The sequence below is a fragment of the Streptococcus sp. HPH0090 genome, from assembly GCF_000411475.1.
Classification (GTDB): Bacteria; Bacillota; Bacilli; order Lactobacillales; family Streptococcaceae; genus Streptococcus.
The window spans coordinates 768,427-794,717 of sequence record NZ_KE150464.1 but is presented as its reverse complement, the minus strand read 5'-3'; the positions used below and the strand labels follow the sequence as shown (position 1 = coordinate 794,717).

Here is a 26,291-nt window from a genome sequence, read left to right as displayed (position 1 = left end):
AAAAATGAAGCAAGAACGATTTCCAATAGTGTCAGATGATGAGATCATGCTGACAGAGATGCCATTTATGAATTTATATGATGAGTCGGATTTGATTAGTAATATTAAAGGGGACTACAAAGATAAAAACTACTTGGAATGGTCGCCAATTACTACTGAAAAAAAGTCACCGACTAAGGCGCCAGAGAAACTGACTGAGCAAAAGGAAAAATCTTACGCTGAACTTGCTCGTGAGGAAGCTAGAGCTGATTTGAAACGTAAACGTTCAGCAAAGTATTTGACGCAAGATGTTAGTTTTGCAAAACGTCATAAACCTTCAAATACTGTAGTAAGACAGGCAAACCAGCCGACAGCTCCTTTTCAAAAGGAAAATCCTGGTGAGCTTACAAAATATAGTGATAAACTAACTCAGCGCCATTATATTTTGGCGGAAATGACTCCTCAGATACAGCAAACTACCAAAGAACAGCATCTAGGACCAAAGAAAAATAACTATGATTTTCTAAAGAAAAGCCAAATCTATAACAAGAAAGAAAATCAAACAGAAAAAGAACGTAAAATTGCTCAAGAATTAAACTTGACAACTATGACAGAGTAAAGGGGAAAAAGATGGCAAAAACCTATCATTTTATCGGAATTAAAGGATCAGGGATGAGTGCCTTGGCTTTGATGTTGCATCAAATGGGGCATAAGGTCCAAGGATCTGACGTTGAGAAATATTACTTTACACAACGTGGATTAGAGCAAGCAGGGATTAAAATTTTACCTTTCGATGAGAAAAATCTTCAGGGTGATTTAGAAATCATTGCTGGGAATGCCTTTCGTCCAGATAACAACGTTGAAATTGCCTATGCAGACAAGAATGGTCTAAGCTATAAACGTTATCATGAGTTTCTTGGTAGCTTTATGCGTGACTTTATCAGCATGGGAGTTGCTGGTGCACACGGTAAGACTTCAACAACAGGTATGCTTTCTCACGTTTTGTCACACATCACTGATACAAGCTACTTGATTGGAGATGGTACAGGTCGTGGTTCTGAAAATGCCAAGTATTTTGTCTTTGAATCAGACGAGTACGAACGTCATTTCATGCCATATCACCCAGAATACTCTATCATTACCAACATCGACTTTGACCATCCAGACTATTTCACAAGTTTAGAGGATGTCTTCAATGCCTTTAATGATTATGCTAAACAAATTACTAAAGGTTTGTTTGTTTACGGTGAAGATGCAGAATTGCGTAAGATTACGGCTAATGCTCCAATCTACTATTACGGATTTGAAGCAGAAAATAATGACTTTGTAGCAAGTGACTTGCTTCGTTCTACTACAGGTTCAACTTTCACAGTTCACTTCCGTGGTCAAGAGTTGGGTCAATTCCACATTCCAACTTTTGGTCGCCACAACATCATGAATGCAACCGCTGTGATTGGTTTGCTTTATACTGCTGGTTTTGACTTGAATTTAGTGCGTGAACACTTGAAGACTTTTGGAGGAGTGAAACGTCGCTTTACAGAAAAGATTGTTAATGACACTGTTATCATCGATGATTTTGCTCACCATCCAACTGAAATCGTAGCGACTCTTGATGCTGCACGTCAAAAATATCCAAGCAAGGAAATCGTCGCTATCTTCCAACCACACACCTTTACTCGTACAATCGCCTTGTTGGATGATTTTGCCCAAGCCTTGAATCAAGCAGATGCAGTTTACCTTGCACAAATCTATGGTTCAGCTCGTGAAGTTGACCATGGTGATGTCAAGGTTGAAGATTTAGCAAACAAGATTCATAAAAAACATCAAGTTATCACAGTTGAAAATGTATCTCCTCTCCTAGACCATGACAATGCTGTCTATGTCTTTATGGGAGCAGGCGATATTCAAACGTATGAATACTCATTCGAGCGTCTCTTGTCTAATTTGACAAGCAATGTTCAGTAAGGAAAATTATGGAATTTCCAATTAATATCAGGGAAGCTCAGGTTTCAGATATCGAACACATTTGTTTGATACAAGAGAGTGCTCAGACTTCCCAAGATGAAATAACTCGAGAAATATTAGAAGAACGTATCCGCAGTCATGCGGATACGTTTCTCTTAGCTAGCCTGGATGGTCAAGTAATTGCCTATATCTTCGCAAGGACTGTTAAATCCTCTTTAAACAAATGGATTTTAGAGAGTGGAAATGAGAAATTCATTAGCGATCGTTCAATAATCCTCGAAGATTTATCTGTTCATCCAGACTTCCAGAAACAAGGTTTTGGAACTTTGTTGCTTGCAAGTTTGAAAGAAGTTATCCGTCAAAAAAATAGTTCAGCTATTTATCTGGTTTGTAAAGATGAATGGCTTACTTATTTTGAAATGAATGGGTTTATGGAACAAGGAATTGTAGAAGGGGAAAGGAGCAGTGAAGTTGCCTTTCTTATGTGTTGGAGAAATCCCTTTTACCAGGAGGAATTATGATTATTCGACAAGCTAGACTTAGTGACTTAGATCGTATTTTGGAAATTGAATTAGAGAATTTCTCAATTGAAGAAGCCATACCTCGCTCTGTTTTTGAAGCACATTTAAAGGAGATTAAAACTAGTTTTCTAGTAGCAGAAAAAGAAGGTGAGATTCTCGGTTATATTGAAGGGCCAGTAGTCCCTCATCGCTATTTGCAGGACCAATCCTTTACAGAAGAAATAGAAGATCACAGTCATCAAGAAGGTGGGTATATATCTGTGACATGTCTGTCTGTTGCAAAGAAAGCTCAATCCTTGGGGCTTGGGAGAAAACTCTTAACTGCCTTAAAGGAAGTGGCTCTCAAGCATGAACGTGAGGGGATCAATCTGACCTGCCACGACTACCTCATTGAATACTATGAAAAGCATGGTTTTGTAAATGAAGGTAAGTCCAAGTCCCAATTTGCGGGAGAAGAATGGTATGATATGGTCTGGGAAAATGGGAATTAGTAGTGAGAAAAGCTCATAAGGTTGCTTTTCTCTAGTTTTTAAGATATAATATTAAGGATTATCAACAAGGAGGTAAATACCTTTGAGCGAAAATTCAAATGAAGAAGAAAAGTTAAGTTTTAAAGAGCAAATTTTACGCGATTTAGAACGACTTAAAAAAGAGGCAAATGAGGCAGAACAAACTGATGACCTCTTTTCAGCTTTAGCAGATTCTTCTAAATCAACTCCAGAAAAAAAAGAACCAAGTATTTCTGAAGAAGAATTAATTGCAAAATCAATTTCAGCTGTAGATCAGTTAATTGATAATGCACCAGTTGTTCCTCCACGTTCAACTGTTACAGAAGAAACTCCAGAAGAGGTAGTTGAGTCACCTCAAAGAATATCAGAAAAAGAAGAAAAACATTCGATTCCAACTAGGGTTTCAGTTTCTTACAAAACGCAAGATGCTTTACCAGAAGAAACTGAAGCTGTGAGCTTTGCATCTAGCAAAGAAGAGTTCGCAAATGAAAATCATGCGGATGTTGAAACTGAAGCTGCAGAACGTTCTAGAAGAAGTCGTAGAGAGTCTGTGAAACCAACCAAGAAAAAGAAAAAATCCCGCTTTAAAGGATGTTTAGTAACATTATTGGTATTGCTAATCCTATCCGGTGTTGGTGGATTCTTTGGTCTTCGTTATGCTAAATCAGCCCTACAACCAGTAGATCCAAATTCTAAGCAATATGTGACTGTTCAGATTCCAGATGGAGCCAATACGCAACAAATTGGTTCAGCTTTGGAAAATTCAGGTGTTATTAAAAATGGTTTGGTCTTTGCACTGTATGCCAAGTATAAAAACTACACTGAATTGAAGTCTGGTTATTACAACTTGCAAAAGAGCATGAGTGTAGAAGATGTTATCAAAGAATTACAAAAGGGTGGTACTCCTGAACCTCAAGAGCCTACTCTTGCAGAATTAACGATCCCTGAAGGTTATACTTTGGAACAGATTGCTCAGACAGTTGGTCAACTTCAAGGTGACTTTAAAGAACCTTTGACAGCGGAATCATTCCTAGCTAAGGTTCAAGATGAGACCTTTATTGCCCAAGAGGTTGCCAAATATCCAAACTTACTTGAAAGCTTACCAGCTAAAGATAGCGGTGTCCGTTATCGCCTAGAAGGATATCTTTTCCCTGCAACATATACCATCAAAGAAAGCACTACAATTGAAAGCTTAATTGATAACATGCTTGCAGCAATGGACAAGAACCTCTCTCCACACTATGCAGCTATCAAGGAAAAGAACTTAACGGTTAATGAGCTCTTAACAATTGCATCACTTGTTGAGAAAGAAGGGGCGAAAACAGAGGATCGTAAGTTGATTGCTGGAATTTTCTACAATCGCTTGAATCAAAATATGCCACTTCAAAGTAATATTGCTATCCTTTATGCAGAAGGAAAACTTGGTCAAAATATCAGTCTTGCTGATGATGCAGCTATTGATACTTCTATTGATTCACCTTACAATGTCTATACAAAAGTAGGTCTAATGCCTGGACCAGTTGATAGTCCAAGCTTAGATGCTATCGAAGCAAGTATCAATCAAACAAAGAGTGATTATCTCTACTTTGTGGCCAATGTTCAAGATGGTAAAGTTTACTATGCAACGACACGAGAAGAACATGATCGTAACGTTCAAGAACACATCAATAGTAAATTACCTCAATCAAATAGCACAAACTAAAATTATGTGGTTCTCCACATAATTTTGCTTTAAAAAAGTAAAATGTATTTAAAAAATTAAAAGAAAGTTGAGAAAAATGGTAGAAAAAACTTATCCAATGACATTGGAAGAAAAGGAAAAACTAGAAAAAGAATTAGAAGAATTAAAATTAGTGCGTCGTCCTGAAGTCGTAGAACGTATCAAGATTGCTCGTTCATACGGTGATTTGTCAGAAAATAGTGAGTATGAAGCAGCTAAGGATGAACAAGCCTTTGTTGAAGGACAAATCTCAAGCTTGGAGACAAAAATTCGTTATGCAGAAATCGTGAATAGCGATGCAGTTGCGCAAGATGAAGTTGCTATCGGAAAAACTGTAACTATCCAAGAAGTTGGAGAAGACGAAGAAGAAGTCTACATTATCGTTGGTTCAGCTGGTGCAGATGCCTTCGCAGGAAAAGTATCAAACGAAAGCCCAATCGGTCAAGCTTTGATTGGTAAGAAAAAAGGTGATATCGCTACAATCGAAACACCTGCTGGAAGCTATGACGTTAAAATTTTAAAAGTTGAAAAAACAGTTTAATAGGGTAAAAAAGAAGGAGTAGATAAAGGGAAAGCGCTTCCTGTCACTCCTTTTCTTCATTCTAAAAACTTGAGGAGACTAGATGAATTCAGAAAATAAACATAAAAAGAAAAGTAAAATGGAACGTGGATTAACCAATCGTCACGTTCAGGTCATGGCCATTGCGGGAACAATCGGGACTGGACTATTTTTGGGAGCTGGTCGCTCTATCAGTTTAACGGGACCGTCTATTGTACTGGTCTATATGATTACGGGTGGTTTTATGTATCTCATGATGCGAGCTATCGGAGAGATGTTGTACCAGGACCCAGAGCAACATACCTTTATCAATTTTATTACTCGTTATCTAGGTAAGGGCTGGGGCTATTTCTCAGTTTGGTCTTACTGGCTCTCAGTAGTCTTTATAGGAATGGCTGAGATTACAGCTATTGCTCACTATGTTCAGTTTTGGTTTCCATCTTGGCCATCTTGGTTGATTCAGGTTGTCTTTCTAACAATTTTAGGACTAGTCAATCTGATTGCTGTTAAAATCTTTGGTGAAGTAGAATTTTGGTTTGCCATGATTAAAATTGTGGCCATTCTTGCCATGATTGCGACAGGTATTTTTATGGTTTTGACCGGCTTTGAAACACCTTATGGTTCAGCAAGCCTTGCCAATATAAGTGATCAATTCTCTCTTTTCCCAAATGGTGGTATGAACTTTGTCATGGCCTTCCAGATGGTTTTCTTTGCCTACTTGATGATTGAATTTATCGGTGTTACTACATCTGAAACTAAGGATCCAAGAAAAGTATTGCCTAAGGCTGTTAAGGAAATTCCTTTACGAATTATCTTCTTCTACGGTGGAGCTCTCTTAGCTATTATGTCTATTATTCCTTGGCGTGAGCTTTCTGCAGCAGATTCACCATTTGTAACGGTATTTGAACTTGTTGGTCTTAAGTGGGCGGCTGCTTTGATTAACTTTGTTGTCTTGACTTCAGCAGCGTCAGCATTAAATTCAACCCTTTACTCAACAGGTCGTCACTTGTATCAGATTGCCCATGATTCACCAAATCGTTTCTTGAAAGCTATTAAGGCAGATACCCTCTCACGCCACAATGTTCCTCAGAATGCAATCATTGCTTCTGCCGTATTAATTGGTTTTGCAGCCTTCATCAATGTACTTCCGGGTGTATCAGATGCCTTTGCTTTGATTACAGCTTCTTCATCAGGTGTTTATATTGCCATCTACATCTTGATTATGGTAGCCCATCTCAAGTATCGTAAGTCTAAAGACTTTATGGCAGATGGCTATCTCATGCCCCAATATCGCTTGCTAAATCCTCTGACTATGCTCTTCTTTATCTTTGTATTTGGAACTCTCTTCTTACAAGAATCAACTGTAATGGGAGCTCGAGGTTCAGCAATCTGGATTGTTGCTTTTGGTATTTATAGCCAATGGAAGTTTAGAAAATAAGTCAGAAGCTCATCAACTTAGGTTGGTGAGTTTTTTAGTTTGACAGTTCTTTAAAATAGGAATATAATCAAGGCGTTAGTTGTCTTCGAGGAGGGTTTGATGCACATTCGATTGGAGAATACAGAGTCTCAGAAAGCACAAGAAATAGGGAATTTGATTCGCTCTTATAATCGTTCCAAAAGGGAAGCAGCTGAAAGTGAGCCACTTAACCTTTATGTTGAAGATAATAGCGGTGAAGTCCTGGCTGGTTTAGTAGCAGAGACCTTTGGAAATTGGCTAGAAATCGAGTATTTATTTGTGAAAGAAGACTTGCGAGGACAAGGAATTGGCTCCCAACTATTGCAGCGAGCAGAAAGTGAAGCTAAGAAGAGAAATTGTCGCTACGTTTTTGTGAATACGTATCAGTTTCAAGCACCAGCCTTTTATCAAAAACATGGCTACAAGGAAGTCTTTACCTTAAAAGACTATCCCTGCACTGGACAAAGGCACTATTATCAAAAAGATTTATAAACAGACATTGGACGCTTAAAGAGATTGTTCACAGAATGATGGAGGTAGGTTGATGGATATCATACTGGATATGGGTAATGTTCTACTGGAATGGAACAAGGAAAAGATTTTAAAAGCTGTAGCTAAAACCCAGAAAGATTATCTAATTTTAGACAAGGCTATTTTCCAGTCGGGGCTTTGGGAAAGATTGGACCTAGGAACCTTGACTCGAGAAGAATTGGTTGATAAGGTTCTTTCCCTATTAGGAGATTGCTATCAGAAAAAGGTTGAAGAAGTCATTTGGAACTGGCCTGCCTATATAGATATTTACACGGGAGTCTTTCCGCTTCTTGCACGTTTAAAGGAAAAAGGCCATCGTATTTTTGTCCTATCTAATACCTCACCAGTTTTTTATGAATTATTGAAAGATCAACTAGCACCTCTAGAAAAGATTTTAGATGGGTTTGTTCTTTCCTGTGATATCAAGGCTATCAAACCTGATCGAAAAATGTTTGAAGAAATTCTCCGTAAATATCAGTTGGACCCAGCAAATTGTGTCTTTCTTGATGATATAGCAGACAACACTAAGATAGCTGAAAGCCTAGGCATCAAAGCCTATCAAGTCAAACAGAGAAGTGACGTTGTAGATATTTTGAAAAAATTTGAATAAGCAGAAAACTCTCTATCATTTAGCTGATAGAGAGTTTTTTGTAAAAAAAATCGCACAAAATGACAGATATATATTGCATAATGTAAAATATATGATATAATAAAGTTAAAAAAAGAAGCGCGACTTTTAAAATTAAGGAGGAGGTTACAAGTGGCTAAGAATTTAAAATTAAAACTAGCTCGAGTAGAGCTTGATATGACACAAGGTGACTTGGCAGAAGCTGTCGGGGTTACGCGCCAGACTATCGGCTTGATAGAAGCTGGAAAGTACAATCCCTCGCTTTCGCTTTGCCAGTCTATTTGCAGATGCTTAGGGAAAACTTTAGACCAATTATTTTGGGAGGAAGAAGATGAAAAATAAATTTTATTATTATCAATTATTAGACGAAAGAGAAGAACAACTGATGAATAAAGCTAGTGCAGAGAGTTTTCATATCTCTATCGGATTGTTGTTTCTAGCTTATTTCATAGCAGTGTTAGCACCAAGCCTTTTTAATCCAAGTATGCTTCTCGTTATTATTATCATAGGGACTTTTTACTTTATCAATCGTGCTAGAAGTCTAGGTGTGTCTTACTATAGTCGTTTTCATTTTACAATTTTAGGTTGCCTATTATTAACTCTAGTGATTACAGCTACCTTGATGCTACAGAACTACCAGTTCAATATCGAAATATATCAGCATAACCCTCTACATCTTAAATACATTTTTGCTTGGGTATTTACCTATATCTTTTATCTTCCTTGGGTCTTTATTGGTAACTTAGGTTTGAAAAGTTATGGTGAATGGGCTCAGAAGAAGTATGAAAAAGATATGGATGAGCTCGAGAGCATGGAATAGCTTGTTAGCTTTTTATCAATATCGAGAAAATGTGTTATAATAGTACTAATTTATGAGAAAAGAAGAAACATTTTCATCTTTTTACAAATAGGGAAGAAGGACAGTATATGTACCCAGATGATAGTTTAACTTTGCACACTGATTTGTATCAAATTAACATGATGCAAGTTTACTTCGACCAAGGCATTCATAACAAGAAAGCAGTTTTTGAAGTTTATTTCCGCCAACAACCTTTTAAAAACGGTTATGCTGTATTTGCAGGTTTGGAACGAATTGTGAACTACCTAGAAAACCTGCGCTTTTCTGAGAGCGATATAGCTTATTTGGAATCACTTGGGTATCATGGCGACTTCTTGGAATATCTCCGTAATCTCAAGTTAGAGTTGACGGTACGTTCTGCTCAGGAAGGGGACTTAGTATTTGCCAATGAACCGATCGTTCAAGTGGAGGGGCCTTTGGCTCAGTGTCAATTGGTTGAAACAGCCCTCTTGAACATCGTCAACTTTCAAACCTTGATTGCGACTAAGGCAGCTCGTATTCGTTCAGTCATTGATGATGAACCTTTGATGGAATTCGGAACACGTCGTGCGCAAGAAATGGATGCGGCTATCTGGGGGACTCGTGCGGCTGTTATTGGTGGTGCCAATGGAACTAGTAATGTACGCGCAGGTAAGCTCTTTGGTATTCCGGTTTTAGGTACTCATGCACATGCCTTGGTTCAAGTCTATGGGAATGACTATCAGGCTTTCAAGGCTTATGCCTCAACGCACAAAAACTGTGTCTTTCTAGTAGATACCTATGATACTCTTCGCATCGGAGTTCCAGCAGCGATTCAGGTTGCGCGTGAACTTGGTGATAAGATTAATTTCCTTGGTGTCCGCATTGACTCTGGAGACATTGCCTATATCTCTAAAAAAGTTCGTCAGCAACTGGACGAGGCAGGATTTACGGATGCTAAGATCTATGCATCCAATGACCTGGATGAAAATACCATCCTTAACCTCAAGATGCAAAAAGCTAAGATTGACGTCTGGGGTGTAGGTACTAAGCTCATTACAGCCTATGACCAACCAGCTCTAGGAGCAGTTTATAAGGTTGTTGCCATTGAAGATGAAAATGGTCATATGCGCAATACTATCAAACTTTCAAACAATGCAGAGAAGGTTTCAACACCAGGTAAGAAGCAAGTTTGGCGTATCACCAGCCGTGAAAAAGGCAAGTCTGAAGGTGACTACATTACTTACGATGGTGTAGATGTTACTAGTATGACAGAGATTAAGATGTTCCATCCGACCTATACTTACATCAAGAAAACTGTCAGAAATTTTGATGCCGTTCCTCTCTTAGTGAATATCTTCAAGGACGGTAAGCTGGTCTATGATTTACCGAGCCTACCTGAGATTCAGGCCTATGCTCGCAAGGAATTTGACAAGCTCTGGGACGAATACAAACGTGTTCTTAATCCACAACATTACCCTGTCGACTTGGCTCGCGATGTATGGCAAGACAAGATGGACTTGATTGATAAGATGCGTAAAGAAGCTCTGGGCGAAGGAGAAGAAGAATGAGTTTGCAAGAGACCATTATCCAACAACTAGGCGTTAAACCAGTCATTGATGCTCAGGAAGAAATCCGTCGTTCCATTGACTTTTTAAAAAGATATTTAAAGAAGCATCCTTTCCTTAAAAGTTTTGTATTAGGAATTTCTGGTGGTCAAGACTCGACTTTAGCTGGTCGCCTTGCTCAACTAGCTATGGAAGAAATGCGAGCTGAAACCGGTGATGATTCTTATAAATTTATAGCAGTTCGCCTGCCTTATGGAATTCAAGCAGATGAGGATGATGCCCAAAAAGCCCTAGCTTTTATCCAGCCAGATGTGAGTTTGGTGGTCAATATCAAAGATTCTGTAGATGCAATGGCATCGGCAGTAGAGGCTACTGGTAGTCCAATGTCAGACTTTAATAAAGGGAATATCAAGGCTAGAAGCCGGATGATTGCCCAATATGCACTCGCAGGAGCTCATAGTGGAGCAGTTATTGGTACTGACCATGCTGCAGAAAATGTCACAGGTTTTTTTACCAAGTTCGGTGACGGCGGTGCAGATATTCTTCCTCTCTATCGCCTCAATAAACGTCAAGGAAAACAACTATTGAAGGAGCTGGGAGCTGATCCTGCTCTCTATGAAAAAGTACCGATTGCCGATCTAGAAGAAGAGAAACCAGGTATTGCAGATGAAGTAGCCTTGGGAGTCACTTATAATGAGATTGATGACTACTTGGAAGGTAAACAAATCAGCCAAGAAGCCCAAGCAACCATTGAAAAATGGTGGCACAAAGGCCAACACAAACGCCATTTACCAATCACAGTGTTTGATACGTTTTGGGAGTAAAAAGGTCCGGGAGACCTTTTTAGCCCGAGCCTTAAAATAGAAAAGCGAGGAAGGTCCGGGGGACCTTTTTACCTTCTTGCCTAGAAATTAGAAAGCAAGAATAACCTCCGGGGGAGGTTTTTACCCCGAGCCTGAAAATAGAAAAGCGAGGAAGGTCCGGAGGACCTTTTTTGGCTGAGTCTTGAAACAGGAAAACGAGGAAGAGTTCTATGAATACATTTTTTAACTCTTATAACCTTGATTTAATAGCGTTTTAGGACTTTTGAATCTTGCAAAATAGACTCATTTTTCAAATTTTTGTAACTTTTTGGTAACTCTGTTGTATCAAAAAGTTTTTACATATGCTACTATTTTCGTTATAGCTAACTTTAATTCTCATTTATTAAGTATACCTAAGTTTTATGTTTAAATTTTGTATAGAATAGCTGTACCTCTTAATAGAGTTATGATTACGCTTTCAATTAAAACTCTTTTATGATACTATTATAGTAATAGAAAAAATTCTTAGTTCGCTAAAGACCTTTATTCGAGTTCCAGATAAAAAAGAAATTTTATCCATTAAAAATTCGTTTCATAAGTTACTTACTTGATATTAATAGAATTCCAATTTATATAATAAAATCAAAGATGACACTGGAATCAGGAGGATTTATTATGGTTAATAATGTAGCTGTTAAAGTCTCAAACCTTTCAAAAGAATTTTTGTTAGGGCAAGACAAAACTGTCTCTATTTTGAAAGATGTTTCTTTATCTGTCAATTATGGGGAGTTTGTATCAATACTTGGTGTCAGTGGTTCTGGAAAGTCTACTTTGCTAAGTTGCTTATCAAGTTTATCTGAACCAACAAGTGGTGAAGTTGTTATCAATGGTATAAATCCATATACCTTAAAAGAAGGGAAGCTTGCTAAATTTAGAAGGCAAGATATTGCAATTATTTTTCAAAACTATAATCTGGTACCCGCTCTACCTGTACTAGAAAATGTTACACTTCCTCTGAGACTCTCAGGAAAGAGTGTTGATAGTAATAAAGTAAAAAAAATGTTGGATAGTTTGAATTTTAAAGCAGAACTATCATCATTAGTTGCTACCTTATCAGGTGGAGAACAGCAAAAAGTGGCTATTACTCGTGCAATAATAGCTGATAGTAAAATTATTTTTGCTGATGAGCCAACAGGAGCTCTGGACAGCGTCTCAAGAAAACTTATTTTTGAAACACTCCGTAATTTAGCGAGTCAAGGAAAATGTGTTCTTATGGTCACTCATGATATTGAGTTGGCTTCAAAAACTGACAGAGCACTCATTTTAAAAGACGGAAAAATATCTCGACAAATTATTAAACCTTCAGCTGATGAGCTCTACCAAGCACTTGAAAGTAGTAAAGATTAATTTGAGGAGGATTTATTATGCTAAAATTAATCATTTACCAATTTCAGTACTCAAAAAGACAATGGTTAGGAACAATACCATTACTATTTGTATCTAGCCTGATTGTTGGAACATCTTTATTTGGTATTGCTAGTGCAATAAAGACTGCTAATATTAACGCTTCACAACTTTTTCAAATGCTAATAGTTTTTGGCGGGACTACTCTATTTTTCCTTATTTCAAATAATATAAGACTGCTAATAGATATCTTTAAAAAGGATTACCAATTATGGGCTACCCTAGGCGCAAGCAGAACTCAGCTATCTTTATTAGTATCTGGACAGTTTTATTTAATGGCAGTGATTGTTAGTAGTATTGGTACAATACTTTCATTTATCATGGCAGATAGTTACTACAAATTTTTACAAAATTTATTAGGAAGAGATGAGTTACCTGATTTAGTTATTACATCCAACATTCAATCAATTTTATTGAGTGTTTTCATAGTCCCAACAATTGTCGGGATAGGGGCTTACTTTTATTCAAGTCGTATACTTAAAATATCATCAATATTAAAACCAAAAAAGAAAAAAAGAAAAGTTACAGTAACTGGTTTTATTAACATCTCTGTTCGTTTAATCCTATGGTTACTATGTATAGGTTTTATTGTTTCAGCAGGTTTTAGCAGTAATAAAGAAATAATTTCAACACAGTCAAGCATAATATTATTTTTATTAATTATTCACATCCTTATTATTCAATCACTATCTCCATCAATTCAAGTGTTTCTAATAAAATTTTTAATGAGGATATTTCCAACTGAAAATTATGTAATCAATACAGGCTTTTGGAATCTACTATCCAATCCTAGCTATTTGAAAAGTATACAAACTTCAATGAGCATGGGAGTAACTCTCATTTCTGGGTTTATTCTTTACACCCAAAATATGTATTCATTCATGAATACAGCAAACGGTGTACTCGAAGCAAGAGCTTCCTTTATTGCTTATCTGTCTGCTCCAATTATTCTGATTATTACTAGTTCTATTTCTCTTACAATTTTATCTTCTAATAAAGATATTGAAGACATTAAACAGTTAAAGACACTGGGAGTGTCAAGCTCACAACTGTTTAAAATACGTATAGGCGAGGCAATAATACATTCGGTGTTAATTTTATTAGTATCAGTAATTTTCAATTTAATTATTTTAATTTTAGTTAGCTTTATTGGCCAACTTTTAGGCCAAAGTGTAGTAGATATATCGGGTTTTTGGCAACCGAGTCTTATAGTTATTTCTTTGTTAGTTATTTTTTATAGTATTACAAAGGGATTTTATATATTTCGAGATAGATAAATTGGAATAGTTACTGATTCAAAAAGAACACACTTATTGACATTGAAACAAAAGCAATACTAAAACGAAAAAGACAAAGATAAAACACCTTGTCTTTTTAAAAATACTAACAGCTTAGACTAACAATGGGACTTTTTTCATAATTTAGCACCTCTTTATTAACCTGGTCAAGATACGGATTTTGAGTCCAATTGACCTTTTTAGCTTGGGCATTCAAATAGATAGCGAGACAGGTCCGGTAACTCGAAGAGTTCGATTTCGTAGTCTCACCCCCACAAGGCTGACTAGGCTTGAAAAAGCTTGACAAAGTGTATTTCAAGCTAGATAGCTATTGCGTCAAAGCGTTAATACCAGAAAAGGACGAGATTCTATATCCCGTCCTTTTTTATTTATAAAATTATGACTAATCAAAATAAAGCAAGTCTTTGCTGGTACTTGTAAAGAGGTCGAAGCCATCCTTCGTAACAACACCGCAGTCTTCGATACGGACACCGACTTTACCAGGGATGTAGATACCAGGCTCAACTGAGAAGCACATGCCTTCTTCGATAACCATGTCGTTTCCTTCCATGATGGATGGGAATTCGTGGACATCCATACCGATACCGTGACCGAGACGGTGGTTGAAGTACTCACCGTAGCCAGCTTTTTCGATTACTTCACGAGCAGCTCGGTCTACTTCATGAGCAGTCACACCAGGTTTGATAAAGTCAAGGGCAGCTTGTTGAGCTTCTAGAGTCAAGTTGTAGATATCTTTCTTGAATTGGTCAGGTTTACCAACAGCGACTGTACGAGTCATATCTGATGCATAACCATTGACCATCACACCGAGGTCAAAGAGGAGAAGGGCATTGTTTTCAACCTTGTTAGCTCCAGGAATACCATGTGGATTCGCAGCATTATCACCAGTCAAGACCATGGTATCAAAGCTCATTTCATAGCCTTCACGTTTCATAGCAAAGTCAATCTGAGCAATGATATCAGTTTCCGTATTATCAAGAGAGATATTATCAAAACCAACTTTAACAGACTTGTCGGCGTAAATACCCGCTACCATCATCTTTTGCACTTCGTCTGCAGATTTGATTAAGCGCATGCGTTGGATCAATGGAGTTAAGTTGTCAAACTCGGCTGTTTCAAAGACTGTTTTCAAGCCATGATATTTGGTCAAGATGAGATTATCAAACTCAACTGCTACACGTTTGAAATCAAGCTGTGGAAGAGCGTTTTGGATTTTCTTCCAAGGGTTTTCAGAGTCCACATAACCAACTACTGGGAAAGAGACAGTGCTAGTTGCACGTTCAACCTCAAGTGTTGGAACGAAGAGAAGCGGTTCCTGATCTGCAAGGACAAAAAGGAACATTTGACGTTCGTGTGGATCACTGTAAAAGCCAGTGAGGTAATTAATTGTGACGGGGTCAGATACGACAGCGACATCTAGCTTTTCTGATTCAAGATAAGTTAAGATTTGTTGTAATTTAGACATATGCTACCTTCTTTCTACCCCTCTATTTTTGCAAAAATTAGTAGAAAATGCAAGGGAGAAGGGGAAAAGAACCTAAAAAAATTCCAACAGCTAATAGCATATTGGAATCTAAATATTAATTGAATTCTGCCTTGCTCTTAACATCGCTATATTCTTCAGCGATTTCTTGGCTGAGAATTTCCTCGTAAGTTGGTAGAACAATGTCCTGACCATATTTTTTCTTAAGAGTAGTAGTGACCAAGCGATAGGCAAGGTTTGCATTACGAGATAAGATAGGCCCGTGGAAATAAGAACCAAAAACATTTTTATAGTGAACACCTTCACCGATTTTCTCCTCATTATTTCCGTTTCCGTATACGACCTTCCCCAATGGTTTTTGGTCATCTGAGAGGAAGGTACGACCTTGGTGATTTTCAAAACCATAGTAGGTTTCATCAAATTCTTCGTTATGAATTTTAATGTCACCAATAAAGCGGTTGTTGGTTTGATTAAGGGTATAGTGTCCCATGACACCGAGACCTTCGATGCGTCTTCCAGAAGCTTCAATATAGTATTGGCCTAATAGTTGGAAGCCACCACAAATAGCAAGAACGACACCATCATTTTGGATAAAGTTATCGATACTTTCTTTTTTAGCAGGCAAATCACCAGCAATGATACTTTGTTCAAAGTCTTGGCCACCACCGAAAAAGGCAATATCGTAGTGATGTTCATCGAAATCATCATGAAGTGAAACGATGTCAACTGTTACATGGGCCCCCAGCTTTTCAGCTACGTACTTGAGCATGAGGATATTCCCGTTATCTCCGTAGGTATTCATGAGATTCCCATAGAGGTGGGCGATATTTAGTTGGTAAGGATAATTGCCGTCTTTTGAGGAAAGTGAAGTATAAACCATTAGTTCATCTCCTTTCTAACAAGCTGACGATTGGCTAGTAATTCTCGGAATTCCAGCATAGCCGTATAAGTCGCAAGGATATAGGCATGCTTGCAGTCTTGAGCTTCGATCGTTTTGAGAACTTGTTCCAGGCTACTTGTTTCAGTGATCTTGTCAGCTGGATAGCCAGTAACACGTAGACGACGAGCAATTTCAGAATGACGAACTCCACCCGCATTGATTTCAGGAATATCCATGTCAGTAATTTGTTCAAAGTCAGCATCCCAAATCCAGCTGGTATCAATCCCGTCTGCATAGTTGGCATTGAGGAGAACAGATAGACTAAATGGATAAGGAGCTAGTTTGATCATTTCGATGGCCTGGGTAGCACCAACAGGGTTTTTAATAAGAACCAGTGTGCATTCCTTGTCACCGATATGGAAGGTTTCTTGTCGTCCAAAGACAGCACGACTCTTGTCAAATCCTTGTTTAATCAGTTGAGAATCAGCGCCTAGGTAACGAGCGATAGCAACTGCAGCAAGAGCATTGTAGATGTTGTAGAGACCACCGATTTGAATACCATATTCCTGACCATCAATAACAAAACGAGAACGATTGTTAGTCAACTCAACCAATTCTGTCAGACGGTAGTCCAAGTCAGGACGCTTGCATCCACAATTTTCACAGATATAAGCTCCCAAGTTAGCATAAGTGTTGAGCTCGTATTTCAGAATACTTTGACATTCAGGGCAGAGAATACCTTCAGTATTGTAGTGAGCAAGTTGCGCTGGACCTTTTTCTAGATCAAAACCAAAATACTGAACAGGATTTGAAATTGCAGGCTTGTAGAAAAGCGGACTATCACCGTTTAGAAGAACAGTAGCAGTAGGAACCTTTCGAATAGCGTCCAAAATCATGTTGTAGGTCGTATAGATCTCACCGTATCGGTCCATCTGATCGCGGAAGATATTAGTGATAACGAAAAGACTAGGCTGGATATAGTCACAGATATGTGAGAGACTAGCTTCGTCGATTTCAAGTACTGCAATATTTTTTCCAGTTTTTGAAGATTTTGCAGTCAAGAAAGTAGTCGTAATCCCTGTGATCATGTTGGCACCACTTGGATTGGTTAACACTTGACCATAAATTTCCTTTAGGATACCGACAGTGAGAGCGGTTGTCAAGGTTTTTCCATTGGTACCAGTTACCACAACAATTTCGTAGTTGTTTGCTAAATGTTGTAGAATATCTTTATCAAATTGAAGGGCGAGTTTTCCAGGCAGCGTACTTCCACGGCCAAGACGGCTCAAAATAAAGTGAGAAGAACGCCCAGCAAGAAGGCCCAAAGTAGTTTTAAATTTCATGTTTCTATTATATCATAAAAGCTAGAAAAGATAGATTTGAGATTTCAGTGAAGAAAAAACAGCCCGACGAGGGCTGCTTTCTAAAATTATACTCAATGAAAATCAAAGAGCAAACTAGGAAGCTAGCCGTAGGTAGTACTTGAGTACGGCAAGGTGAAGCTGACGTGGTTTGAATTTGATTTTCGAAGAGTATTAAATCGCAAACAAATCGTTTAGGTTCTCAGCCATAGTTGGGTGAGTAAAGATTTGTTTAGCCAAATCTGTGTATGGGATATGATGGTTCATAGCAAGAGTAATCAAATTGATAATTTCATGAGATTCTTGACCAAAGAGGGTCACACCCAAGATTTCCTTAGTTTCAGGGTTTACTACAGCTTTGAAGGCACCACGCAAATCGCCATTAACATGACCACGAGGCATGCCAGCAACTGGAAGTTCCTTGACAGCAACTGGTCCACCTGCTGCTCTGGCTTGGTCTTCAGTAAGACCAACTTGTGCCAAAGGTGGGTTGAGGAACATAGCGGTTGGAACAGCTCCACGTGTTTCAAGATTATAGCTACCATCCCCTGTCAAGTAATTAAAGACAATACGGAAATCATCTAATGAAATATAAGTGAATTGAAGACCACCATTGACATCACCTACTGCAAAGACACCTGGAACGCTTGTTTCCAAATGCTTATTAACCTGGATACCACCACGCTCAGTCAAGGCAATATCGGTGTTTTCCAAGTGAAGAGGTTCAATATTAGGCTTGCGTCCTGTCGCATAAAGGAGTGCATCAAAACGGAAGTCTCCTTTATCAGTAACAATGACAACTTCATCACCGTCATTCTTAACTTCGGAAGTTTTAACACCTTGCTCAAAGACAATGCCGTCCTCTTCCATGTATTCCTTAGCCAACTTAGCAATAGATGGCTCCACACGTGGCAAGAAGCTAGTCGCTGCATCCAAGACAGTCACTTGGCTACCCAAACGGTTATAAAGGCCAGCAAATTCAAGACCGATATTACCACCACCTAAGACACCTAAACGTTTTGGCAAGGCTTCAAGGGTTTGAATACCAGTTGAATCGTAGACATGCTCAGTTGTTGTCAACCCAGGAATCGGCAAGACATTAGACACAGCACCTGTATTGATGACAATAGTTTCAGCCGTAAGCTCTTGGCGGTCATCACCAGCCACTACTTCGATGACCTTATTTGACACGAAATGTGCCTCTGCATCAATGACATCAACGCCATTGTCTGCCAACATTTTATAATTCTTAGCGTTAAGACGACCTGTCACCGCACCACGCTCTTTCATGGTATCGTCAAATGACCAGCCCTTTTCAGCTGCTACAATCATAGTCTTGGTTGGGATACAAGCAAAATTAATGCAAATACCACCATACATCGCTTTACTGCGCTCGATGACAGCAACTTTCTTACCAGCCGCATTCATCTTAGCAGCCAAAGTCTTACCGGCTTTACCAAATCCAATTACAATTAAATCGTATGTTAACATTTTTAAATCCTCCTATTTGATTTCATTCTAGCACAAGAAAAAAACTTTTGCACAAATCTGCTACGGGAAAAAATATTGGACTAAAATAGTCTCACGAAAGCTTTCGGGAATCAAGTTCAAAAAATAGAAAAATCGTTTACATGTTTTAATCAAGTGGTTAGACTATCTTTTGGCCCTCTCTTGTGATATACTAGATAAGTTGCAAAGAAAGCAGTACTTTTCTTTAGTGGAAAAGAAGCAACACGATCTTTCATAAAAAGATATGAAAAACCGTCATGACAAGAAAAGTATAAATTAAGCGCTATAGGATGGCTTCGCACCATCTTTAGAAAGAAGAAAAACGTGAAATTTAATGAATTTAATCTTTCTGCTGATTTGTTAGCAGAAATTGAAAAAGCAGGATTTGTAGAAGCAAGTCCTATCCAAGAGCAAACCATTCCTTTGGCTCTTGAAGGAAAAGATGTTATCGGTCAAGCACAGACTGGTACAGGGAAAACAGCAGCATTTGGCTTGCCAACCCTTGAAAAAATTCGAACAGAAGAAGTAACTATCCAAGCTTTGGTGATTGCCCCAACTCGTGAACTGGCTGTTCAAAGTCAAGAAGAGCTTTTCCGCTTTGGTAGAAGCAAGGGTGTAAAAGTTCGTTCAGTCTATGGTGGCTCAAGCATTGAAAAACAAATCAAGGCTCTTAAATCAGGTGCTCATATCGTAGTAGGAACACCAGGACGACTTCTTGACCTCATTAAACGCAAGGCTTTGAAATTACATGATATTGAAACCTTGATTTTAGATGAAGCAGATGAAATGCTGAACATGGGATTCCTTGAAGATATTGAAGATATCATCTCTCGTGTACCAGAAAATCGTCAAACCTTGCTCTTTTCAGCGACTATGCCAGATGCTATCAAACGTATTGGTGTTCAGTTCATGAAAGAGCCTGAGCATGTGAAGATTGCTGCTAAAGAATTAACAACAGAATTAGTAGACCAGTACTATATCCGTGTTAAAGAACAAGAAAAATTCGATACCATGACTCGACTTATGGATGTTGATCAACCTGAGTTGTCAATCGTTTTTGGTCGTACCAAACGCCGTGTAGATGAGTTAACTCGTGGGCTTAAAATCCGTGGTTTCCGTGCAGAAGGGATTCATGGAGATTTGGACCAAAACAAACGTCTTCGTGTCCTTCGTGATTTTAAAAATGGTAACCTTGATGTCTTAGTTGCAACAGACGTTGCTGCTCGTGGTTTGGATATTTCAGGTGTGACTCATGTCTACAATTACGATATCCCACAAGATCCTGAGAGTTATGTTCACCGTATCGGTCGTACAGGGCGTGCAGGTAAGTCAGGTCAGTCTATTACCTTCGTTTCACCTAATGAAATGGGGTATCTACAAATCATTGAGAACTTAACTAAGAAACGCATGAAAGGTCTCAAGCCTGCAAGTGCAGAAGAAGCCTTTCAAGCTAAGAAGCAGGTTGCACTGAAGAAAATTGAACGTGATTTTGCGAATGAGGAGATTCGTAGTAACTTTGAGAAGTTTGGCAAGGATGCTCGTCAATTGGCCTCAGAATTCAGCCCAGAAGAATTGGCCATGTATATCCTCAGCTTAACAGTTCAAGACCCAGATAGTCTTCCTGAGGTTGAGATTGCACGTGAAAAACCTTTACCATTTAAACCATCTGGTGGTGGCTTCGGTGGCAAAGGCAAGGGTGGTCGAGGAGGTCGTCGTGGGGATGACCGTCGAGATCGTGATCGCCGTGGCAATGGACGTCGTGATGACTATCGTAAAGGTGGACGTTCAAAGGATCGCTTTGATAAAGAGAAGCGTTACCGCAAGGATACTAAAAAACCACGCAATACTTCAAGCGAGAAGAAAACAGGCTTTGTTATTCGTAACAAAGGAGATAAATAACAAAAAAAGCGGTTCACTGAGGTGGATCGCTTTTATATATAAGGAGACCGAGAGTCATATGAAAAAGTAATACGAGAAGTTTGTATTTATAAATTTGTTATCTTGTAATATTATTCTATCAAAAAATCAGAAAGCTGTCAATAAGAAAATTATAAAAAATAGGAAAAATTTTCGAATACACTTGAATTGCAATTCAATAAACAATTTTCAGATAATTGTTGAAAAAGTCAGAATTTTATGATATAATGAAAGCGATTATATGCGAGGTAAAAAATGGCACATTTATTAGAAAAAACAAGAAAAATCACATCAATTTTAAAGCGTTCGGAGGAGCAATTACAAGATGAGCTTCCTTATAATGCCATTACACGTCAATTAGCAGACATTATTGACTGTAACGCTTGTATTGTGAATAGCAAGGGTCGTTTGTTGGGCTACTTTATGCGCTACAAAACTAATAATGACCGAGTAGAGCAATTCTTCCAATCAAAGACTTTCCCAGAAGATTATGTGCAAGGTGCGAACATGATCTACGATACGGAGGCTAATCTTCCAGTTGAGCATGATTTGACAATTTTCCCAACTGAGAGTCGTTCTGATTTCCCAGATGGTTTGACAACGATTGCTCCAATCCATGTCTCTGGTATTCGCTTGGGTTCATTGATTATTTGGCGCAATGATAAAAAGTTTGAAGAAGATGATTTGATTCTGGTTGAGATTGCCAGTACAGTAGTAGGAATTCAACTCTTGAACTTCCAACGTGAAGAAGATGAGAAAAATATTCGTCGTCGTACGGCTGTAACTATGGCGGTCAATACACTTTCTTACTCTGAACTTAGAGCAGTATCGGCTATTCTAGCTGAATTAAATGGTAATGAAGGTCAATTAACAGCTTCAGTCATTGCTGACCGTATCGGTATCACTCGTTCTGTAATTGTTAATGCCCTTCGTAAACTCGAATCTGCAGGGATTATTGAGAGTCGTTCTCTTGGTATGAAAGGAACTTATCTCAAAGTTCTCATTCCAGATATTTTTGAAGAAGTGAAAAAGAGGGACTATTAATGGCTAAGGCTTTAATTTCTATTGACTATACAGAAGATTTTGTAGCGAATCATGGGAAACTGACTGCGGGCGCTCCAGCTCAAGCAATATCTGATGATATCTATCATGTGACCCAAAAGGCTTTTGAACGTGGCGATTACATCTTTTTTACCATCGATGCCCATGAAGAAAATGATGTTTTTCATCCTGAAAGCAAACTATTCCCACCACATAATATTATTGGGACTAGTGGACGAAACTTGTATGGCAAACTAGCCGAGTTCTATCAGGAATACGCCGATGATAGTCGTGTTTTTTGGATGGACAAACGTCACTATTCGGCCTTTTCTGGAACAGATTTGGATATCCGTCTCAGAGAGCGTAGGGTAGATACAGTCATTTTGACAGGAGTTCTTACTGACATTTGTGTCTTGCATACGGCCATTGATGCTTATAATCTTGGTTACCAGATAGAAGTTGTGAAACCAGCAGTAGCATCCATTTGGCCTGAAAATCATGCCTTTGCACTTGGACATTTCAAGAATACACTTGGTGCGAAATTGGTCGATGAAAATTTGCTTGAAATTACAGAATAATACATTTCAAGATGAAAAAATCTGAAAAAAGTCTTGACAATTTTTTTCAAAGTTGATATACTAGTAAAGTAATCGACGCGGGGATGGCGGAATTGGCAGACGCGCAGGACTAAGGATCCTGTGACCGCTTTAGGTCGTGAGGGTTCAAGTCCCTCTCTCCGCATACTAGTGAGCTAGCTTTGGCTAGCTTTTTATTTTTCATCAAAAAGAGCAAAAATATTTTTGCTCTTTTTTTGGTATTTCATAAACATTTCATATTTGAATATTATAATGGTTTTACAAATATGGAGGTGCTATATGAATCCCACTCAAAGAGCTTGGGCTTACGTCAGCAGAAAACGACTGAGAAGTCTCATATTATTCTTGATTCTATTTGTCTTATTGGCTGGAATATCGGCTTGTTTGACGCTTATGAAGTCCAACAAAGCAGTAGAAAATAATCTCTATCGCTCATTGAATACGTCTTTTTCGATTAAAAGAATAGAAGCAGATCAGACCTTTCAACTGTCTCAACTAGATGACCTTAAAAAAATAAAAGGTCTTGAGAAGATTTCACCTGAGCTAGAAACAATAGCCAAGTTGACTGACAAAGAAGTTGTTACTGGAGAACAAAGTATCCAAAGGGATGATTTGACAGAGGCTGAAAAAAATCTCATCACTTTAATTGCATTAGAAGATTCTTCCAAGGATGTTTCTTTTACAAGCTCCGCCTTTAGTCTTAAAGAAGGAAGACATCTCGAAAAAGGGGACAGTAAAAAAATCTTAATCCACGAAGATTTAGCTAAGAAAAACAATCTAAAGCTAGGAGATAAGATTAACTTAAATTCTGGACAAGTTGAAGGAAATAGTGGACAAAGGATAGACTATGAAATCGTGGGTATTTTCTCAGGTAAGAAGCAAGAAAAATTCACTGGTCTTTCGTCAGATTTTAGTGAAAACACGGTCTATACAGACTACGAAAGTAGCCAAACTCTTCTTGGAAATAAGGAAGCTCAAGTTAGCGCCGCTCGTTTCTATCTAGAAAATCCAAAAGATATGGATAGTATTATTCAAGAGATTGAAAAGTTATCCCTGGAAACCAAAGGTTATCAAGTTGAAAAGGAAAATAAGGCTTTTGAACAAATCAAGGATTCAGTTTCGACCTTCCAAACCTTCCTACAGATTTTCCTCTATGGCATTATGATCGCTGGTGTAGGAGCGCTGATCTTGGTCTTGTCACTTTGGTTACGAGAGCGAGTCTACGAGGTTGGTATTTTATTGGCACTAGGTAAGGGAAAAGGAGCAATCTTTAGCCAATTCTGCCTGGAAGTCATCATAGTTTCATTGGCATCTATTCTGCCTGCATTTGTAGCTGGAAATGCCATTACTTCCTATCTCTTGAAGACTGTACTAACAAGTGGCGACCAAGCTGCTCTACAAGATACTCTGTCAAAAGCAACGAATCTTACAACAAGTCTTCTATCATTTGGAGAATCTTATATCTTCCTACTTATAATCAGCTGCTTGTCAGTTGCACTTTGTTTTATCTTTTTATTTAGAAAATCACCGAAAGAAATTTTATCATCTATTAGTTAATGAAGGAGAAATCATGACATTACTACAATTACAAGATCTTACTTATCGTTATAAAAATACTGCAGAAGCAGTCTTATATAAAATCAATTACGATTTTGAACCTGGCAAGTTTTATAGTATTATTGGAGAATCAGGAGCTGGGAAGTCAACACTCTTATCTCTCTTAGCAGGACTTGATAGCCCAGTCGAAGGTGCTATCCTATTCGAAGGCAAGGATATTCGTGAACAAGGTTATTCTTATCATCGCATGCACCATATCTCGCTAGTTTTCCAAAACTATAACTTGATTGATTATCTTTCTCCATTGGAAAATATCCGCTTGGTCAATAAAAAGGCTAGCAAGGATACCCTTCTTGAACTTGGTTTAGATGAAAGTCAAATCAAGCGGAATGTTCTCCAATTATCAGGTGGACAGCAACAACGTGTTGCCATTGCTCGTAGCCTTGTATCGGAAGCACCAGTGATTTTAGCAGATGAACCAACAGGAAACTTGGATCCTAAAACTGCTGGAGATATCATCGATTTGCTCAAATCTCTTGCTGAGAAAACAGGCAAGTGTGTGATCGTTGTGACCCACAGCAAGGAAGTAGCACAGGCGTCAGATATTACACTTGAATTGAAGGATAAGAAACTGACTGAAATAAGAACAAACAGTAACTAAAACTTTTAAACATATTAAAAACTGAAGTAAATCTAGAAAGGAATCCTATGTTACACAACGCATTTGCCTACGTCACAAGAAAATTTTTCAAGTCTATTGTGATCTTTCTTATCATTCTCTTGATGGCTAGTTTGAGTTTGGTCGGCTTATCTATCAAGGGAGCGACAGCCAAGGCTTCTCAAGAAACCTTTAAAAATATCACCAATAGTTTCTCCATGCAAATCAACCGTAGGGTCAATCAAGGAACTCCACGTGGTGCGGGGAATATCAAGGGTGAAGATATCAAAAAAATTACCGAAAATAAGGCCATTGAATCCTACATCAAACGGATTAATGCTATCGGTGATTTGACAGGCTATGAACTGATTGAAACGCCTGAAACCAAGAAAAATCTAACTGCAGATCGAGCTCAACGTTTTGGAAGTAGCTTGATGATAACAGGAGTCAATGACTCTTCTAAAGAAGACAAGTTTGTGTCAGGCTCTTACAAACTGGTCGAAGGTGAGCATTTAACAAACGATGACAAATACCAGATTCTCATGCACAAAGACTTGGCTGCTAAACATGGCTGGAAGGTTGGAGACAAGGTCAAACTGAACTCCAATATCTACGATGCAGATAATGAAAAAGGAGCCAAGGAAACAGTAGAAGTAACGATCAAAGGACTTTTTGATGGACATAACAAATCTGCTGTAACCTACTCACAAGAACTCTATGAGAATACAGCTATCACAGATATTCACACAGCTGCCCAACTCTATGGTTATACAGAAGATACAGCTATTTATGGAGATGCTACTTTCTTTGTAGCTGGAGATAAGAACCTAGATAGTGTCATGCAAGAAATAGGCTCTATCAACGGTATCAACTGGAAGATGTATAGCTTGATTAAGAGTTCATCAAACTATCCTGCTCTTGAACAATCTATCTCAGGCATGTACAAGATGGCTAATCTCCTCTTCTGGGGTAGCTTGAGCTTCTCTGTTCTTCTACTCGCTCTCTTACTGACACTATGGATTAACGCCCGTCGTAAAGAGGTTGGAATTCTCCTTTCAATTGGTCTAAAACAAGCAAGTATTCTAGGACAATTTATCACAGAAGCAGTTATGATTGCAATTCCAGCTCTTATTTCAGCCTACTTCTTAGCTAACTATACTGCTCGTGCTATTGGAAATACAGTACTTGCCAATGTCACATCAGATGTGGCCAAGCAGGCAAGTAAGGCTGCACAAGCTTCCAATCTCGGTGGTGGAGCAGAAGTGGACGGCTTTAGTAAAACACTTTCTAGTCTAGATATTTCCATTCAGCCATCAGATTTTGCTATCGTTTTTGTTCTTGGATTAGTTCTAGTAGTACTTGTTATGGCACTTGCTTCAAGCAATCTCCTCTTTAAACAACCAAAAGAACTATTGATAGACGGTGAATAAGAATCCTGCTACCTATTCTCACTCAAATGAGATATAATATA

General features: G+C 38.3%; 25 protein-coding genes and 1 tRNA gene. 22 read left to right on the top strand and 4 right to left on the bottom strand.

The window, feature by feature from the left end:
• The first annotated feature begins 4 nt into the window (after positions 1-4).
• The 15 genes from HMPREF1481_RS05850 to HMPREF1481_RS05780 all read left to right on the top strand — a co-directional run bounded on the left by HMPREF1481_RS05850 (position 5) and on the right by HMPREF1481_RS05780 (position 13,797).
• Positions 5-598 carry a hypothetical protein gene (locus tag HMPREF1481_RS05850; RefSeq protein ID WP_016466118.1) on the top strand — a complete coding sequence of 198 codons (594 nt, stop codon included), beginning with the start codon at positions 5-7 and terminating at the stop codon, positions 596-598.
• A gap of 11 nt (positions 599-609) precedes the next feature.
• Positions 610-1,944 (top strand): UDP-N-acetylmuramate--L-alanine ligase, encoded by a 1,335-nt coding sequence (murC, locus tag HMPREF1481_RS05845; RefSeq protein ID WP_016466117.1) that lies wholly within the window; start codon positions 610-612, stop codon positions 1,942-1,944.
• Between the two features lie 8 nt (positions 1,945-1,952).
• Entirely contained in the window at positions 1,953-2,465 is a 513-nt protein-coding gene (locus HMPREF1481_RS05840; protein ID WP_016466116.1) for a GNAT family N-acetyltransferase, read from the top strand.
• On the top strand, positions 2,462-2,956 hold the full coding sequence (locus HMPREF1481_RS05835; RefSeq protein WP_016466115.1) for a GNAT family N-acetyltransferase: 495 nt from the start codon (positions 2,462-2,464) through the stop codon (positions 2,954-2,956). Before HMPREF1481_RS05840 ends, HMPREF1481_RS05835 begins: the two co-directional genes overlap by 4 nt.
• Positions 2,957-3,032: 76 nt before the next feature.
• Complete coding sequence (gene mltG, locus HMPREF1481_RS05830) at positions 3,033-4,676, top strand: endolytic transglycosylase MltG (RefSeq protein WP_198007789.1); 1,644 nt, start codon at positions 3,033-3,035, stop codon at positions 4,674-4,676.
• 76 nt (positions 4,677-4,752) lie between these two features.
• Positions 4,753-5,235, top strand: coding sequence for a transcription elongation factor GreA (gene greA, locus HMPREF1481_RS05825; protein ID WP_006150140.1), 483 nt, complete (start codon positions 4,753-4,755; stop codon positions 5,233-5,235).
• 82 nt (positions 5,236-5,317) lie between these two features.
• Positions 5,318-6,691, top strand: a complete 1,374-nt coding sequence (locus HMPREF1481_RS05820) for an amino acid permease (RefSeq protein WP_016466113.1) — start codon at positions 5,318-5,320, stop codon at positions 6,689-6,691.
• 99 nt (positions 6,692-6,790) lie between these two features.
• Positions 6,791-7,201, top strand: a complete 411-nt coding sequence (locus HMPREF1481_RS05815; RefSeq protein ID WP_016466112.1) for a GNAT family N-acetyltransferase — start codon at positions 6,791-6,793, stop codon at positions 7,199-7,201.
• A 52-nt stretch (positions 7,202-7,253) separates the two neighbouring features.
• Positions 7,254-7,850 (top strand): HAD family hydrolase, encoded by a 597-nt coding sequence (locus HMPREF1481_RS05810; protein ID WP_016466111.1) that lies wholly within the window; start codon positions 7,254-7,256, stop codon positions 7,848-7,850.
• A gap of 150 nt (positions 7,851-8,000) precedes the next feature.
• The gene (locus HMPREF1481_RS05805) at positions 8,001-8,210 is read left to right on the top strand and encodes a helix-turn-helix transcriptional regulator (RefSeq protein WP_001107501.1); all 210 of its coding nucleotides are present in this window, start codon (positions 8,001-8,003) and stop codon (positions 8,208-8,210) included.
• Complete coding sequence (locus HMPREF1481_RS05800) at positions 8,200-8,688, top strand: DUF6773 family protein (protein WP_016466110.1); 489 nt, start codon at positions 8,200-8,202, stop codon at positions 8,686-8,688. The genes HMPREF1481_RS05805 and HMPREF1481_RS05800 overlap by 11 nt, the downstream gene beginning before the upstream one ends.
• Positions 8,689-8,795: 107 nt before the next feature.
• Entirely contained in the window at positions 8,796-10,256 is a 1,461-nt protein-coding gene (locus tag HMPREF1481_RS05795) for a nicotinate phosphoribosyltransferase (protein ID WP_016466109.1), read from the top strand.
• Entirely contained in the window at positions 10,253-11,077 is an 825-nt protein-coding gene (gene nadE, locus HMPREF1481_RS05790) for an ammonia-dependent NAD(+) synthetase (RefSeq protein ID WP_016466108.1), read from the top strand. Before HMPREF1481_RS05795 ends, nadE begins: the two co-directional genes overlap by 4 nt.
• A gap of 654 nt (positions 11,078-11,731) precedes the next feature.
• Positions 11,732-12,463 carry an ABC transporter ATP-binding protein gene (locus tag HMPREF1481_RS05785; RefSeq protein WP_016466107.1) on the top strand — a complete coding sequence of 244 codons (732 nt, stop codon included), beginning with the start codon at positions 11,732-11,734 and terminating at the stop codon, positions 12,461-12,463.
• A 17-nt stretch (positions 12,464-12,480) separates the two neighbouring features.
• Positions 12,481-13,797 carry a hypothetical protein gene (locus HMPREF1481_RS05780; RefSeq protein ID WP_016466106.1) on the top strand — a complete coding sequence of 439 codons (1,317 nt, stop codon included), beginning with the start codon at positions 12,481-12,483 and terminating at the stop codon, positions 13,795-13,797.
• A gap of 403 nt (positions 13,798-14,200) precedes the next feature.
• Here the strand turns inward: HMPREF1481_RS05780 and HMPREF1481_RS05775 are convergent, their stop codons facing one another.
• The 4 genes from HMPREF1481_RS05775 to HMPREF1481_RS05760 all read right to left on the bottom strand — a co-directional run bounded on the left by HMPREF1481_RS05775 (position 14,201) and on the right by HMPREF1481_RS05760 (position 19,033).
• On the bottom strand, positions 14,201-15,283 hold the full coding sequence (locus HMPREF1481_RS05775) for a M24 family metallopeptidase (RefSeq protein WP_016466105.1): 1,083 nt from the start codon (positions 15,281-15,283) through the stop codon (positions 14,201-14,203).
• 115 nt (positions 15,284-15,398) lie between these two features.
• Positions 15,399-16,181, bottom strand: a complete 783-nt coding sequence (gene gatD, locus HMPREF1481_RS05770; protein ID WP_016466104.1) for a lipid II isoglutaminyl synthase subunit GatD — start codon at positions 16,179-16,181, stop codon at positions 15,399-15,401.
• Positions 16,181-17,524 (bottom strand): lipid II isoglutaminyl synthase subunit MurT, encoded by a 1,344-nt coding sequence (murT, locus tag HMPREF1481_RS05765; protein ID WP_016466103.1) that lies wholly within the window; start codon positions 17,522-17,524, stop codon positions 16,181-16,183. Before murT ends, gatD begins: the two co-directional genes overlap by 1 nt.
• 192 nt (positions 17,525-17,716) lie before the next feature.
• Positions 17,717-19,033 carry an FAD-containing oxidoreductase gene (locus tag HMPREF1481_RS05760; protein ID WP_016466102.1) on the bottom strand — a complete coding sequence of 439 codons (1,317 nt, stop codon included), beginning with the start codon at positions 19,031-19,033 and terminating at the stop codon, positions 17,717-17,719.
• Between the two features lie 342 nt (positions 19,034-19,375).
• Between HMPREF1481_RS05760 and HMPREF1481_RS05755 the strand changes: the two genes are divergently transcribed.
• The 7 genes from HMPREF1481_RS05755 to vex3 all read left to right on the top strand — a co-directional run bounded on the left by HMPREF1481_RS05755 (position 19,376) and on the right by vex3 (position 26,250).
• Positions 19,376-20,950 (top strand): DEAD/DEAH box helicase, encoded by a 1,575-nt coding sequence (locus tag HMPREF1481_RS05755; RefSeq protein WP_016466101.1) that lies wholly within the window; start codon positions 19,376-19,378, stop codon positions 20,948-20,950.
• Between the two features lie 273 nt (positions 20,951-21,223).
• The gene (gene codY, locus HMPREF1481_RS05750) at positions 21,224-22,012 is read left to right on the top strand and encodes a GTP-sensing pleiotropic transcriptional regulator CodY (RefSeq protein WP_016466100.1); all 789 of its coding nucleotides are present in this window, start codon (positions 21,224-21,226) and stop codon (positions 22,010-22,012) included.
• Positions 22,012-22,587: a cysteine hydrolase family protein gene (locus HMPREF1481_RS05745; RefSeq protein ID WP_016466099.1), complete on the top strand. Its 576-nt coding sequence runs from the start codon at positions 22,012-22,014 to the stop codon at positions 22,585-22,587. The genes codY and HMPREF1481_RS05745 overlap by 1 nt, the downstream gene beginning before the upstream one ends.
• A 77-nt stretch (positions 22,588-22,664) precedes the next feature.
• A tRNA-Leu gene (locus tag HMPREF1481_RS05740) sits at positions 22,665-22,750 on the top strand.
• A gap of 134 nt (positions 22,751-22,884) precedes the next feature.
• The gene (locus HMPREF1481_RS05735; RefSeq protein ID WP_016466098.1) at positions 22,885-24,162 is read left to right on the top strand and encodes an ABC transporter permease; all 1,278 of its coding nucleotides are present in this window, start codon (positions 22,885-22,887) and stop codon (positions 24,160-24,162) included.
• A gap of 13 nt (positions 24,163-24,175) precedes the next feature.
• Positions 24,176-24,823, top strand: a complete 648-nt coding sequence (gene vex2 / locus HMPREF1481_RS05730) for an ABC transporter ATP-binding subunit Vex2 (RefSeq protein ID WP_016466097.1) — start codon at positions 24,176-24,178, stop codon at positions 24,821-24,823.
• A 47-nt stretch (positions 24,824-24,870) separates the two neighbouring features.
• Entirely contained in the window at positions 24,871-26,250 is a 1,380-nt protein-coding gene (vex3, locus tag HMPREF1481_RS05725) for an ABC transporter permease subunit Vex3 (protein ID WP_016466096.1), read from the top strand.
• Positions 26,251-26,291: the final 41 nt, after the last annotated feature.

Coding starts and splice junctions, on each gene's coding strand:
- HMPREF1481_RS05850 (WP_016466118.1), top strand. CDS start 5: ATGAAGCAAGAACGATTTCCAATAGTGTCAGATGATGAGATCATGCTG.
- murC (WP_016466117.1), top strand. CDS start 610: ATGGCAAAAACCTATCATTTTATCGGAATTAAAGGATCAGGGATGAGT.
- HMPREF1481_RS05840 (WP_016466116.1), top strand. CDS start 1,953: ATGGAATTTCCAATTAATATCAGGGAAGCTCAGGTTTCAGATATCGAA.
- HMPREF1481_RS05835 (WP_016466115.1), top strand. CDS start 2,462: ATGATTATTCGACAAGCTAGACTTAGTGACTTAGATCGTATTTTGGAA.
- greA (WP_006150140.1), top strand. CDS start 4,753: ATGGTAGAAAAAACTTATCCAATGACATTGGAAGAAAAGGAAAAACTA.
- HMPREF1481_RS05820 (WP_016466113.1), top strand. CDS start 5,318: ATGAATTCAGAAAATAAACATAAAAAGAAAAGTAAAATGGAACGTGGA.
- HMPREF1481_RS05815 (WP_016466112.1), top strand. CDS start 6,791: ATGCACATTCGATTGGAGAATACAGAGTCTCAGAAAGCACAAGAAATA.
- HMPREF1481_RS05810 (WP_016466111.1), top strand. CDS start 7,254: ATGGATATCATACTGGATATGGGTAATGTTCTACTGGAATGGAACAAG.
- HMPREF1481_RS05800 (WP_016466110.1), top strand. CDS start 8,200: ATGAAAAATAAATTTTATTATTATCAATTATTAGACGAAAGAGAAGAA.
- HMPREF1481_RS05795 (WP_016466109.1), top strand. CDS start 8,796: ATGTACCCAGATGATAGTTTAACTTTGCACACTGATTTGTATCAAATT.
- nadE (WP_016466108.1), top strand. CDS start 10,253: ATGAGTTTGCAAGAGACCATTATCCAACAACTAGGCGTTAAACCAGTC.
- HMPREF1481_RS05785 (WP_016466107.1), top strand. CDS start 11,732: ATGGTTAATAATGTAGCTGTTAAAGTCTCAAACCTTTCAAAAGAATTT.
- HMPREF1481_RS05780 (WP_016466106.1), top strand. CDS start 12,481: ATGCTAAAATTAATCATTTACCAATTTCAGTACTCAAAAAGACAATGG.
- HMPREF1481_RS05775 (WP_016466105.1), bottom strand. CDS start 15,283: ATGTCTAAATTACAACAAATCTTAACTTATCTTGAATCAGAAAAGCTA.
- gatD (WP_016466104.1), bottom strand. CDS start 16,181: ATGGTTTATACTTCACTTTCCTCAAAAGACGGCAATTATCCTTACCAA.
- murT (WP_016466103.1), bottom strand. CDS start 17,524: ATGAAATTTAAAACTACTTTGGGCCTTCTTGCTGGGCGTTCTTCTCAC.
- HMPREF1481_RS05760 (WP_016466102.1), bottom strand. CDS start 19,033: ATGTTAACATACGATTTAATTGTAATTGGATTTGGTAAAGCCGGTAAG.
- codY (WP_016466100.1), top strand. CDS start 21,224: ATGGCACATTTATTAGAAAAAACAAGAAAAATCACATCAATTTTAAAG.
- HMPREF1481_RS05745 (WP_016466099.1), top strand. CDS start 22,012: ATGGCTAAGGCTTTAATTTCTATTGACTATACAGAAGATTTTGTAGCG.
- HMPREF1481_RS05735 (WP_016466098.1), top strand. CDS start 22,885: ATGAATCCCACTCAAAGAGCTTGGGCTTACGTCAGCAGAAAACGACTG.
- vex2 (WP_016466097.1), top strand. CDS start 24,176: ATGACATTACTACAATTACAAGATCTTACTTATCGTTATAAAAATACT.
- vex3 (WP_016466096.1), top strand. CDS start 24,871: ATGTTACACAACGCATTTGCCTACGTCACAAGAAAATTTTTCAAGTCT.